This is a genomic window from Cupriavidus sp. H39, from assembly GCF_050271075.1.
In the GTDB taxonomy this organism is placed as follows: domain Bacteria; phylum Pseudomonadota; class Gammaproteobacteria; order Burkholderiales; family Burkholderiaceae; genus Cupriavidus; species Cupriavidus necator_B.
This window is the reverse complement of sequence record NZ_CP189847.1, coordinates 430966-443471: the sequence shown is the minus strand read 5'-3', so window position 1 is coordinate 443471 and position 12506 is coordinate 430966. Positions and strand designations below refer to the sequence as shown.

General features: G+C 58.3%; 9 protein-coding genes and 2 pseudogenes. 9 read left to right on the top strand and 2 right to left on the bottom strand.

Going from position 1 to position 12506, the window contains the following annotated elements; all coding sequences use genetic code 11:
• The first annotated feature begins 381 nt into the window (after positions 1-381).
• The 7 genes and pseudogenes from ACOCMH_RS14445 to ACOCMH_RS14415 all read left to right on the top strand — a co-directional run.
• Positions 382-636: an RNA recognition motif domain-containing protein gene (locus tag ACOCMH_RS14445; protein WP_427309006.1), complete on the top strand. Its 255-nt coding sequence runs from the start codon at positions 382-384 to the stop codon at positions 634-636.
• A gap of 259 nt (positions 637-895) precedes the next feature.
• Positions 896-3217 carry a DUF3141 domain-containing protein gene (locus ACOCMH_RS14440; RefSeq protein ID WP_427309005.1) on the top strand — a complete coding sequence of 774 codons (2322 nt, stop codon included), beginning with the start codon at positions 896-898 and terminating at the stop codon, positions 3215-3217.
• Between the two features lie 52 nt (positions 3218-3269).
• The gene (locus ACOCMH_RS14435) at positions 3270-4208 is read left to right on the top strand and encodes a phosphate acetyltransferase (RefSeq protein WP_427309003.1); all 939 of its coding nucleotides are present in this window, start codon (positions 3270-3272) and stop codon (positions 4206-4208) included.
• Between the two features lie 4 nt (positions 4209-4212).
• Entirely contained in the window at positions 4213-5403 is a 1191-nt protein-coding gene (locus ACOCMH_RS14430; protein WP_427309001.1) for an acetate/propionate family kinase, read from the top strand.
• 45 nt (positions 5404-5448) lie between these two features.
• Positions 5449-6231: an enoyl-ACP reductase FabI gene (gene fabI, locus ACOCMH_RS14425; protein ID WP_427309000.1), complete on the top strand. Its 783-nt coding sequence runs from the start codon at positions 5449-5451 to the stop codon at positions 6229-6231.
• A gap of 703 nt (positions 6232-6934) precedes the next feature.
• A complete protein-coding gene (locus ACOCMH_RS14420) occupies positions 6935-7258 on the top strand; it encodes a hypothetical protein (protein ID WP_427308998.1) in 324 nt (107 codons plus the stop codon).
• A gap of 29 nt (positions 7259-7287) precedes the next feature.
• A pseudogene (locus ACOCMH_RS14415) lies at positions 7288-7506 on the top strand (transposase); the annotation flags it as partial.
• Between the two features lie 565 nt (positions 7507-8071).
• Here ACOCMH_RS14415 and ACOCMH_RS14410 read toward each other — a convergent pair.
• Positions 8072-8889, bottom strand: a protein-coding gene (locus ACOCMH_RS14410) for an IS5 family transposase (RefSeq protein WP_427308997.1) whose coding sequence is annotated in 2 segments (ribosomal slippage) — positions 8072-8541 and positions 8541-8889 — 819 coding nt in all. Because the reading frame shifts where the segments join, the coding sequence is not laid out codon by codon here.
• 332 nt (positions 8890-9221) lie between these two features.
• On the opposite strand from ACOCMH_RS14410, the gene ACOCMH_RS14405 reads away from it, so the two are divergent.
• Complete coding sequence (locus ACOCMH_RS14405) at positions 9222-9884, top strand: hypothetical protein (protein WP_427308996.1); 663 nt, start codon at positions 9222-9224, stop codon at positions 9882-9884.
• Here the strand turns inward: ACOCMH_RS14405 and ACOCMH_RS14400 are convergent.
• Positions 9862-10166, bottom strand: a pseudogene (locus tag ACOCMH_RS14400) (hypothetical protein); the annotation flags it as partial. The gene ACOCMH_RS14405 and the pseudogene ACOCMH_RS14400 overlap by 23 nt on opposite strands.
• Before the next feature lie 329 nt (positions 10167-10495).
• Here ACOCMH_RS14400 and ACOCMH_RS14395 point away from each other — a divergent pair.
• Positions 10496-12502 carry an NACHT domain-containing protein gene (locus ACOCMH_RS14395; RefSeq protein WP_427308994.1) on the top strand — a complete coding sequence of 669 codons (2007 nt, stop codon included), beginning with the start codon at positions 10496-10498 and terminating at the stop codon, positions 12500-12502.
• The last annotated feature ends 4 nt before the right edge of the window (positions 12503-12506 follow it).

Sequence of the window (12506 nt, the reverse complement as noted above, 5' to 3'; positions counted from 1 at the left end):
ACCAATCAAGTCATCCGCGTGGTCTTGTTCCATGCCAGTTGCGAATCGCTCCTGAGTGGCTGCAATCGTTCGCCCTCAAGCAGGCTGGTACGCGCCATCGTTGTGGCAACTTGACCCCCAACGACTTCACACTCTGCGCAGCTTCTTACTCGAAGTGACCAATCGGCCACGTGTGCCGAGGTTTAAATACTCTCTTATCTCGGCGCAGAAAAATTTCATGTTGGAACAGCCGATGGTTACACATAGAGTATTCACTCCAACCTAACCACAGCGTGTTCATCGGCCTGGTTGAAATGGAGGTCTCGCATTTTCGGCCAATTAGAACGCAGTGGCCCATAGGTTCCATTCTTTCCATGATGTATGTACGCTTAGGGAGGCAACATGTCTGTCTTGTTGCTTGCAAACGTCGATCCGGATACGACTGAGGAGGAAATCCGTGCGTTCCTGGTCAAGTATGGATTGCCGGAGTTCAACGACATCGAGTATCTCGACGGGGACGGCAGTAGGCCTGCTGCCAGGTTGACCTTTGACTCGCTGGACAGTGACGCCTTGGACAAGCTGAAAGGCCGTATTCACGGTATGTACTGGAAAGGGAAACAGCTTAGCGCACAGGTACTCAGAGAGCGCTTCAGCTGAACCACGGGCAGTCCGTTTTCATTCGCGCCTTTCATGCTGGCGACAACGACGGCTACAGGGGCACCACCCGATACTCGCGTGGACGATACGCATGCACCAGGCCCGCGATCGGTACGGAAAGCTTACGGCGGAAATCGTCGAGATCGACACCCCGACACGTGAGGTTTCCCGTGAGGGCGGAGACGGAAGGTGGTCGAGTTTGTCGTTGAATCGGAGGCCAGGCCCCCTATTCTCGACGATGCCTTTAGCGGAGGGCAGCATGGACACAGGACAGAAACTGGCTCACTCCCGCGACGTGGGCGTGAAGACAAGCGTGGTGCTGCAAAAGCGCCTCAGAAACGCGCAAGAGGCCTTCAACAAACGGGCGCAGCAAGCCATGACCGGAGACCCGGCTGCGGCGGCTGGCTGGATGGCCGCGGCGGATCCGTTAAGCGCCTATGCCTACGCGGTTGACAGCATGCAGCGTGCCACCCTGTTCTGGGACACGATACGGCAGCGGGGCAACAACTTTGTCGAGAATGCGGTGCAGGGCCTCAAGCCGGTTCTGCATTTTGAGTACGAGACCGTGCTGGATGGCCGCAGCTTCGCGCGGCCCGTCAACTATGCGCTCTTAAAAATCACACCGCCGAAGGGCGTCTCGATCGACAATCGCCGTCGCCCTTACGTCATCATCGATCCGCGTGCAGGGCACGGACCTGGCATTGGCGGCTTCAAGGACGACTCCCAAGTCGGCGTGGCACTGCGCGCGGGCCACCCCGTCTATTTCGTCATCTTCTTCCGCGACCCGGAGCCCGGGCAAACGCTTGTGGACGTATGTGAAGCGGAACAGCAGTTCATCAAGAAAGTGCGTGCGTTGCATCCTGACAGCCAGAAGCCGGCAATTATCGGCAACTGTCAGGGAGGCTGGGCCGCCATGATGCTCGCGGCGTCGGATCCTGACGACACCGGGCCCATTGTCATCAACGGCGCGCCGATGTCTTACTGGGGCGGTGCCTGGAGCGCGGGCGAAGGCGACAACCCGATGCGCTACTCGGGCGGCCTGCTAGGCGGGACTTGGCTGGCGTCCCTGATGGCTGATCTCGGCGACGGCAAGTTCGATGGTGCCTGGCTGGTCCAGAATTTCGAGAACCTGAATCCGGCCAACAGCTTGTGGGACAAGTACTACAACCTGTACCGCAAGGCCGATACCGAGCCGCCGCGCTTCTTAGAGTTCGAGCACTGGTGGGGCGGCTATTATCTGATGAACCGCGAAGAAATCGAATGGATCACGCGTAACCTCTTCGTGGGCAACAAGCTCTGGAGCGGCGATGTCAAGGATGCCGGCGGAAAGGGCTTCGATCTGCGCGACATCAAGGCTCCCATCGTGTTGTTTGCCTCAATGGGTGACAACATCACCCCGCCGCAACAGGCATTCAACTGGGTGGTGGACGTCTATGGAAGCACCGAGGAAATCAAGGCCCGGGGGCAGGTCATCGTCGGGATGATGCACCAGGACGTCGGCCACCTCGGCATCTTCGTTTCCGGTAAGGTCGCACAGAAGGAGCACGCGCAGATTGTTTCCGTGCTGCAGAGCATCGAGTTGTTGCCGCCGGGTCTATACGGCATGGTGATCCATGAGCGGAAGTCCGGCGATGGCGTCGAGTACGAGGTCAAATTCCGCGAGCATTCCCTCGAAGAGATCGCGCAAAGGCTCAACCGCTTCGAGCGCGCCGACGAGAGGCCGTTCGAGGCCGTTGCTGCTGTCTCCGAATTCAACCAGCGCGCCTATGAACTGTTCGCCCAGCCGTACGTGCAAGCCATGTCGAACGAAACGACGGCACGCATGCTGCGAGAGTTCCATCCGCTAAGGATGCAGAACTGGGCGTTTTCCGATCTGAATCCCTGGATGGCCTGGCTAGGTGCGGCTGCCAACGCGATCAAGTCTAACCGGCAGGCGCTGGACGATGACCATCCGCTGCGCCAGCGAGAGCAGGCCGGCGCGGAAATGCTCAGCGCCGGCCTCGACGCCTATCGTGCCGTGCGCGATGCGATGACGGAAGCCGCCTTCTTCAACGTGTACGCGAACATGTTGTCGGTCCTGCCGCAGGACAAGACATCGCATGCCGGCCGGCCGGCGGTTACTGAGCCGCGCGAGCTGCCGGAGGTCAAGGCGGCGCTAGCTTCGATCCGGGAGGGCGGCTACGCGGAAGCCATCGCCCGGGTGGCCAGCCTGCTCAAGCGTCAGGGCGAGCCATTGCCGCTGTCCAGACTCGAGCTACGCAAAGAGCTGGTGACGGACTACGCAGAACTGCTGCCGGAACTGCTCCCGGAGGCATGGCGCCGGGTTCGGGGCCAGCAGGAACTCATCACACTGTATGCGCCGGAACAGGCACTCGAGACGCTGCCGGTCCTGCTGCGTGACCAGAACGATCGCGAGCGCCTTCAGGCACTGGCCGAGAAGCTCAGGGACGACGAGCGGCTGCTTGGCAGCGCGCCGACGGCCGAGCAAGCCGCGATACTGCGGCGTATCCGTGCAGCCCTGTCGGTCAAGCCTGATCGGCAGCGCCGTGGAGCGGTGCCACGGGTGGGACCCTCGTCCTAGCGCCACGTGCCGCCGTCGATGGAAATCCACAGCAACCTGCAGGAGAAAGTCCGTGAATGCCATGCATGAGAAGTATCAGCGCCTGATCGGCTACTGCAAGTCCCTTCCCCCCACGCCCACGGCAGTGGTCCATCCGTGCGACCAGAGTTCGCTGGAGGGCGCGGTAGAGGCCGCGCGGCTGGGCCTGATTGCGCCGATCCTGGTGGGGCCGCGCGGTCGTATCCAAGAGATCGCTCAGGCCAATGGTATTGATATCAGCCAATATCCCATAGTTGATACCGAGCACAGCCATGCTGCTTCCGCCGCCGCCGTGCGGCTGGTTCGCGAAGGCAAGGCTGAGGCCTTGATGAAGGGAAGCCTGCACACCGATGAACTGATGGGGGCGGTGGTCAAGGGGGAAAGCGGCTTGCGCACGGCGCGGCGGATCAGCCATTGCTTCGTCATGGATGTTCCAGGCCATGAGGACGCGCTCATCATTACCGACGCCGCGGTCAACATCGCGCCGACGCTGGAAGAAAAGGCGGATATCCTCCAGAACGCCATTGACCTGGCGCACGCACTCCAGGTTAAGGAGGTGCGGGTCGCCATCCTCTCGGCCATGGAAACGGTCAATCCGAAGGTACCGTCCACCGTGGAGGCTGCGGCGCTGTGCAAGATGGTTGACCGGCACCAGATTACTGGCGCGGTGGTCGATGGCCCGCTTGCGCTGGACAACGCTATCAACCTCGATGCCGCACGCATCAAGAAGATCGACTCTCCCGTCGCCGGTCGGGCGAACGTGCTGTTGGTACCAGACCTTGATGCCGGCAATATGCTGGCCAAGAGCCTGACGTTCCTGGCCGGTGCCGACGCTGCGGGCATCGTGCTGGGGGCACGGGTGCCCATTATCCTGACCAGTCGCGCGGATGCTGTCATGACGCGCCTGGCGTCATGTGCGGTGGCGGTGCTGGTGGCCAAGGCGCGCCGGGAATCCGGGCAGATACAGGGGTAATGACATGGCAGACGTAATCCTTGTCCTGAACGCCGGTTCTTCGAGCCTGAAGTACTGCGCCTACGATGCCAAGGGCGACGCACTCGAACTGATCCTGCGCGGGAGTATCGACGGGCTCTATACGTCGCCGAGCTTTCGCGCGGCGGATGCCTCGGGCACCAGCGTGGAAACCCGGCAGTGGGGCGATGGGACCAACCTTGGGCACGGCGGTGCCGTTGCCTTTCTGGCGGACTTTTTGAGGAGCCATGGAGAAGGCCATACGCTGGTGGGCGTTGGACATCGCGTGGTGCATGGCGGCCTACGCTTTTCCCGGCCGGAAAGGGTAAGCGAACCACTCCTGGCGGAGCTGGATGCGCTTTGCCCCCTCGCCCCACTGCATCAGCCGCACAACCTCAAGCCAATCCGGATACTCGCCGAACAGCGGCCGGAGCTGCCGCAAGTGGCCTGCTTCGACACCGCCTTCCACCGGGCGCAGCCTGAAATCGCCCAAGCCTTTGCGCTACCGGCGTCGATGACGGAACGCGGCATCCGCCGCTATGGCTTCCACGGGCTTTCCTACGAGTACATTGCCAGCGTCATGCCTGGGACCGACGCAAGGGCAGCGGCCGGCCGCACCGTGGTGGCCCACCTTGGCAATGGCAGCAGCATGTGCGCACAGGTGGCCGGCCGCAGCGTGGCCAGCACCATGGGGTTCACCGCGGTCGACGGATTGCCGATGGGCACGCGCTGCGGCAGCCTCGATCCGGGAGTGATCCTGTACCTGATCAGCCAGCTTGGCATGAGCGCGGACGACATCGAGGACTTGATCTATCGGCAATCCGGCCTGCTCGGCGTCTCCGGCGTCTCGAGTGATATGCGGGTGCTGCTGGCCAGCGACGATCCCCGAGCGCGCCTTGCCGTTGAACTTTTCATCTATCGCATCGGGCGCGAGCTTGGCTCGCTAGCCGCAGCAGCGCAGGGTCTCGACGCGCTTGTCTTCACCGCGGGGATTGGCGAGCACGCTGCCTTGATCCGCGAGCGGGTGTGCCGCCAGGCAGCGTGGCTCGGGATCGATGTCGATGCGGAGGCCAATGGCAGCGGTGCGAGGCGCATCAGCGCAGAATCGAGCCGGGTGGCGGTATGGGTGATCCCGACGGATGAGGAACTGATGATTGCGCGGCACACCAAGGCATTCATCGGCACGGCGGCTGAATGAGCGCCGATGAGCCGCGCCTGAATTCAATTTCTGGGGAGAAGTCGGATGACCGTCCAGACCATGCAACCGATCCTGGCCAACGTCAAGGCGCTGGTATGCGGGATCGCGAATGAGCATTCCATCGCCTATGGTTGTGCCAAGGCGTTTCATGAGCTTGGCGCCGAGGTTGCGATCACCTATGCCAACGAAAAGACCCGGCAGTATGTGGAGCCGGTGGCGCAGGAACTTCAGGCACCCATCTTCCTGCCGCTCGATGTTTCCAACGAGGCCGAGATGGCGGCGCTGTTCAAGCAGATCGAGGACAAGTGGGGAAAGCTCGATATCCTGCTGCACTCGGTGGCCTGGGCGCCGAAGGACGACCTGCAGGGAGGGCTGCTGAACTGCTCCGCGGAAGGATTTGCCAAGGCCATGGACGTCTCCTGCCACTCCTTTGTCCGGATGGCCCGCCTGGCTGCGCCGCTGATGCGGGACGGTGGAACCATGTTCACGATGAGCTATTACGGTGCCAACAAGGTCGTGCCAAACTATAACGTCATGGGACCGGTGAAAGCGGCACTGGAAGCGGTTTCGCGCTACCTGGCTTACGAACTGGGGTCTCAAGGAATTCGGGTTCATGCGATATCGCCCGGTCCGCTCAAGACGCGGGCTGCATCAGGCCTGAAGGACTTCGACCTGATGCTTGCCGACGCGGCGCAGCGCGCACCGCTCGGCGAGTTGGTCGACATCATGGATGTCGGATATACCTGCGCCTTCCTTGCCACCCCTTATGCCCGCCGATTGTCGGGCGAGACGCTTTACGTCGATGGTGGCGTGAACATCATGGGGTAGGCGCCGCGGCGGACATCGCAGCGCGGCACCTGGTCGTCGCTCGCGCCACACAGTGTGCGCCGCGGTTCGTCAGGACAGCGCGATTGCTACGCTGCCTGCTCCTGTGTCCAGTGAGCGACGGCAACCATAGGCATCAATGTAGAAGCCAAGACTCCGGTGCGGCTGCGGCAGCCGATGCTGTCAGCGAGGCTGTGCAGGAAGGACATAGTCCTTATCATCCCTCACGCGTGCCGGTAGCCTCCGGCAATATCAATTCGGCGGAGTGCCAGGAGTTATTGGAGCAATTCAACGCGAGATCCAGCCGAGCGTACCAGCCCGCCTCCGGACGACCGATCACAACGAGCCAGGGGCGAGTCGTATCTGGTCTGGAAAGAGACCGTGCGCGCGACGATCTTATCGATACGCTCAGGGCAAAGTGCACACATTAGAGTACTGTGTGGCATAGACGGGTGCTCGGTAGCGTCCGCGGATCCCGGCGCCAGCAACGCTGGTTGATAGCCTGACGCGCTTGGGTGATGCCAACCATACTGGCGTGCCCGTACACTGACTGCGTAGGCGCCGGATCTGCTTTGCCTACAGGCCATCTGCCAGCATGCCTTTCAGTCAAGCGCGGGGATCGGAGCTGGCGTTTGCGGCAGCGGGCGAGGTGCTACGGCCGTCCCGCCGGCGCATGTATTGGCGATGGATAAGTGGGGGCGAGGCCATGAAAGCAGTCCAAACTGCAGGTCGGCTCAGCGTGGCGGAAGGCTGGTATCAACGCTTTACGACTCGCGCCACCAGGTCTCTCATTGCTTTTCTCTCCACCGCGGCACCCGGATTGGCGCAAGCCGCCCTACCCGGTTCGCCTGGTCCGTCCGATAGCGATGACTGGCGATTTGCCATTGCGCCGTACCTCTGGCTGCCTAACGTCAGCGGAGATTTTCGCTTTTCCGGATCGTCATCGACCGGCGGCGGCAATCTCGACATTGGCATGCGGCCGGATAGCTATCTTCAGAACCTACAGTTCCAGCTGATGCTGCACCTTTAAGGGGCCCATGCTTGGAATGGTGTTGAGGTTCTGATTCTTGCAAGAGCAATTGCCTGGACAACGCCGCCATGGAAAGCTTCTTCGGAACCCTGAAGTCCGAATTCTTCTACCTGAACAAATTCCCTAGCGTCGAGCAACTACAGCAAGGCTTGGCCCAATACATTTACTACTACAATCACGACCGCATCAAACTCAAACTGAAAGGGCTGAGTCCCGTGAAGTACAGGACTCAGCCCTCTCAAGCCTAGCCAATTACTGTCCAACTTTCTGGGGTCAGTTCAAAAAATAGCCTTCCTATTTTCGCGCCCAGCTTGCTGATCTGCCTGTTAGTTTCGCGTTCGAACTGACACAGGTTCGTTACTGCACGTGCGTGCGTATGGCGATAGCAATCAAGATCGGCGTGCGCCTTTCGCAGTTGTTCTTTTAGTTCTCGCACCTGCTGGTGGAGCTTCAGATTGTCCCGCACGCATGCTGTATGCGGGTGGCTTGCCGCAAGAACAGGGACGGCTATGCGATGCACAACATCGGTGCGTACAGCACTATTGCTTGAACGTCTGTGACCTCTGTGCGTGAGCCAAATCAGCGCATTACACGCGCGTTTCACCGATCGACACGGCAGAGGGCCGATCCGCGTGCCCGAGCGAGAGCCGGAGCCGGTGCGAGCCGAATCCCACCACGGTCGGCGTTGTACGTGCTTTGCATCCGCCGGCTTCGCGTCTTGGGCATGCGTCGCTGTGTCACATGGCTAACGTTCCTTGCCCTCCGTATTCTTCGGGACCGAAGGATAATCACGGACGAGCCTTAGAACTCATTTCAAAATGAACTTTCCTCGCGCTGAAGGGTGCGCCAGCAAATGAGGCAACAGGCCAGCTTGAGGAAACCTTCATGAATGTCGGCGCGACGCTCGAAGCGGGTGCGCAGACGGCGGAATGCGTGAAGCCAGGCATGAGTGCGCTCGACGACCCAGCGGATCTTGCCGAGTCCACTGCCGTAGGGCTGGCCACGCCGCGCGATCGAAGTTGGGATGCCGGCAGCATGAAGCGGTCGACGATACTTGTCGTGATCGTACGCGCGGTCGGCGTAGATTCGGCCAGGCTTGCGCAAAGGTCGACCGCGACATCCCCGGATAGCGGGAATCGCGTCGATCAGAGGCAGGAGTTGGGTAATGTCGTTGCGGTTCGCGCCGGTCAGGATGACCGCGATCGGCGTGCCGTTGGCATCGGTGGCGACATGGTGCTTGGAACCGGGTCGCGCGCGATCGGTGGGGTTCGGTCCTGTTTTTGGCCCGCCCCAACCGCTCGAACTGAAGAGGAGTCGATGATGACGCGCGAGAAATCGATGCGATCCGCTGCGCGTAGCTTGGCAAGCAAGATCTCGTGCAGGCGATCCCATACCCCCGCGCTTTGCCAGTCGCGTAGCCGGCGCCAGCAACTGACGCCAGAGCCGCAGCCCATTTCGCTGGGGAGTTCGTTCCAGCGAATGCCGCTTCTCAGCACGAAGAGGATGCCCGTCAATGCGGCCCGGTCCGACACCGGCATGCGACCCGGATACCGGAATCGCCGCGGCTTGGCTGGCGGCAGAAGCGGTTCGATCAGTGCCCACAATTCGTCGTCGATGATCGGCTTGCCCATCCTCTCTGTCCTGTTGTCACAACGGACGAGGTTAACAGGTTCGCCTTGCGGTTAACAGTACCCAACTGCTCTTTTTGAAACAGCTTCTAAAAGGCCAGTAGGACAGAAAAGTATCTTAGTAGCTATCAGATAGCTATCTTGGCTACTACCGCCTGGGCGGGTATTCGGCGCCCCTCCTCCGCGGACTATCGACTCAAATTTGGACAAGCAAACAAGGAATAATTATTTTTTTTCTGCTTAAAATCAGAAAAAAAAACATTATCCCCAATTTGCACGAACGAACCAGTGGGCCGTATGATCTCCTTTATATTGAAAGGAATCAATTTTACGATATGGAAATCGCACGAAAGATCTACTGGAAATTTATCATTGCCAAGACCAAGGTAGGCTTACCGGCTAGCTTCATCTCGATGTCCGTCGCTGCGCTCTATGTCGTTTGGCAGATCGCATACATCATGAACTTAAATGGGACGCTCGAGGAATGCACCAAATGGTTTCTTGTCGTAATGGCTGTTTGCGTCGTCGCAAGCTTTATCACCTATCGCGAAGGGTTAATGCTGACGGTCGGGTGGTGGCCAAACGTTCTGGAGGTTCATGCCGGGCGTAAATTCTTCACCGGCCGCAAGAAGCCGGAGGCGTTGGCCGCCCTATGCACTGTCATCCATGACGCCAGAGAGAGCGGAGTGCAGACCATCACCCTGGAGACTCCATTGTTTTCCAGCAAGCCGGCATTGGACAGGCTCGCACGGCGAATCTACGCGAGGACCAATGGGAACGTCATAAGCTATCGAACATCGCTCGAGTATTTCCCTTGGCTTTCCACGATCGTATTCAGTTTTTTCCGCATACCGTTTGTTTGCCAATTCTCCAAGATCGAGGAGCGCCGGGGTCGACTTGCTTGGCATGGCTGGCAGCTACTATGTGGACGGATGGAATTTAGACTGAGACCCAGGACAGAGAAACCGGGGCGCTCTACTCAAAGCCGGCCAGCGTGAGCGAATCGCTCGCGCCGGTTACCGGGCGGCGAAGGCCTGTGCGTGCCCGCTTGACCTCGTCGCTTTGCAGGTAGATCGAGGTGGTGGCCACCGACGCGTGGCGAAGGTTATCGCGCACTGTGGTCAGCTATGCACCGCGGGGCACGGCATGGGTCGCGTGCGTATACCGCATCCAGTGGGACTGGCGCGGCGAAGCTTTTCCGCGACTGTCGGGTGATTGCCGGCGATGATGCCGGCAGCCTAGCCAAAGAAGCGCCGCATTACCGTCCACAGGCGGGTGCCCTTGATGCTGGTTGCGCTGTCCTGCTTTAACCAGACTCCCTCCTGGCTGGTTCCGGCCATCTTACGACGGTCACCACTCCTACGGCAGATTGCCGAAGCGAGTTGCCGTTCGGCCATTCGCTGGGCTACCCTTGGCAAACGAGAAATTACCCAAATGGTCATCGTGCATGAGCTGCAACAGGCTTCTGCAGCTCGGCCTGCGGCGCCTTACGCGCTCTCGCGAAGTTCGTGCACAATGTAACGCTCGGCGCCATTGCTGGGCGCGGTTAGCCTGGGATCTGCAGGGCCCTTGCGGGTTAATACTTGAAATTCAACAGAAAAATTACTAAATGGGTCACGAGCTTGCGAGCGCCATCGCATTTATAACGGCAACTCTCCATAATGAGTACGTTGCTTCTTTCTTAGCGATCGGAGGAGCCCTTGGAGCGTTGTCTGGTTATCCAAAGTTAGCCAGCGCCGTCAAAGGCTATATATTTGAGCACAGGGCTGCCAGGATTGAAGCAGCCATGACGGAGTCGAATTCCGTTGGTGCCTTCACGCGCCAAGAAATAATCGACGCCATCAGCGATTACATCGAGCCCAACTGCTCATCAACCGATCCATCCGACGAAGACGATCCTCGAAATGTAGCTGTCACCATGTCCTTGTTTGATGCTATTGAATCGCATCTTCAGAAAGGCGGCACAAATCGGCATGTGATAATACTGGCCGACTCCGGAATGGGAAAAACAACGTTCTGTTTAAATTTTTACGCAAAAAAAATAGCAGAAAATAAGAAAAATGACCGGGTCGCGGTAACGGTAATACCGCTAGGACGTGCGGGCGCCCTGGAAAAGATAAAAGACATCGCTAGGAAAAGAGACACGATCCTGCTCCTGGACGCATTAGATGAAGACCCGGCCGCCCAGAAAGACAGCTTAGCGAGGCTTCGGGAGCTGATGGAAGCCGCCTCCGATTTCAGGCATGTGATCATAACGTGCCGGTCCCAGTTCTTCCCAAGTGACGACGCAATTCCTGATCGCAGTGGCATCATGTTCGCAGGACCGCGGAAAGGCGGCGCGAGCCGCGAATATCCGTTGCATCGTGTTTTTATAACTCCATTCACAGATGAACAAATCGATCGCTATGTAAAAAAGCACTTTCCGTTATCATATAGAGCGTCTTCTGACCGAAAAGACGCACGCGAGATGATTAAAAACATATCGGAGCTTTCTTTTCGCCCGATGCTTTTGGCTCTAGTGCCGGATCTTGTTCGCAACAACCAAGTAATTCGGGAGCTGTTCCCCCTCTACGAATTTATGGTCAACAATTGGCTCATCCGGGAAAGCAGTTGGATACGGGAAGAAACGTTGTCCAAAGTATCCCGCATGCTTGCTGTCGACTTGTATTGCAAGCAACAGAATGGAAAGGGTGATCGATTCAGTCAAGCGGAATTGGACGAGTTATGCGTAAAACACGATTTCATAGTGGATCAGTGGCTGATAACGCAACGCTCATTACTTAACAGGGATGCGGCTGGAAACTACAAATTCGCGCATCGTTCAATCCTGGAGTTTCTATTCGTACTGGAGGCTTTGGACGGTAACACGCGGTGTCTCGACGTTAGATGGACGAATCAAATGCGTGACTTCTTGCTTAGTTACGGGCGAGAAACTGCCGATTTTAGTTTCGGTTGGAGGCTGTTACAGTTGGATCACACAAAAACAGATCTGTTCCCTCTCAACGATCAGGCAGATAATCCCAAAGCATTGACGATGCCGGAAATTAAGTCGGCGCTGGATGGAAAGCGGGATAAGAAGTCGTTATTCCCTGTTCAGTGGCATTTGGCTTCCTTGCGACTAGTGAAAGAAGCCGGGTACTTTACAATATTCGATAGTGCTTTTGATCGGGTATGGAACTTCATCGATTACAGCACAATTGAAGAGCCATCTGTCTATTACGATAGTGCCGTTAAAATCTCAAATGAACTGTATGACGAAGACCATGTTCACCGCCATGGGCGCCTTCCAACTCTTGAAGAAGTAATCTCTCTCTGCGGAGTTTTGCCCCATTGTGAGGACGCATTAATTTGCCCGCAACTTCCGTATTGGCTGGGCGACACACTTGGGGACCGTATGTTGGTCTTTAGCGTTGGCTCGCAAGCATTGACTGATACAAGATTCGTCTTATTGGGCCAACACTTTTACCCTAACGGGTATCGGTTATATGTATATCATTTGGCTAGCCGAAAGCCTCAACCGATCGTTTTCGGTCGTGAATTTGGCGATAGCCGCCCAGACAATAAACACGATGAAGCGCTCACGTGCCGAGTCAGGGTTGGCGGGAGCCATTCGTGATGCA

Bases quoted from the DNA above. Each gene is read 5' to 3' on its own strand.
- ACOCMH_RS14445 (WP_427309006.1), top strand. From the start codon at position 382: ATGTCTGTCTTGTTGCTTGCAAACGTCGATCCGGATACGACTGAGGAG.
- ACOCMH_RS14440 (WP_427309005.1), top strand. From the start codon at position 896: ATGGACACAGGACAGAAACTGGCTCACTCCCGCGACGTGGGCGTGAAG.
- ACOCMH_RS14430 (WP_427309001.1), top strand. From the start codon at position 4,213: ATGGCAGACGTAATCCTTGTCCTGAACGCCGGTTCTTCGAGCCTGAAG.
- fabI (WP_427309000.1), top strand. From the start codon at position 5,449: ATGACCGTCCAGACCATGCAACCGATCCTGGCCAACGTCAAGGCGCTG.
- ACOCMH_RS14420 (WP_427308998.1), top strand. From the start codon at position 6,935: ATGAAAGCAGTCCAAACTGCAGGTCGGCTCAGCGTGGCGGAAGGCTGG.
- ACOCMH_RS14405 (WP_427308996.1), top strand. From the start codon at position 9,222: ATGGAAATCGCACGAAAGATCTACTGGAAATTTATCATTGCCAAGACC.
- ACOCMH_RS14395 (WP_427308994.1), top strand. From the start codon at position 10,496: ATGGGTCACGAGCTTGCGAGCGCCATCGCATTTATAACGGCAACTCTC.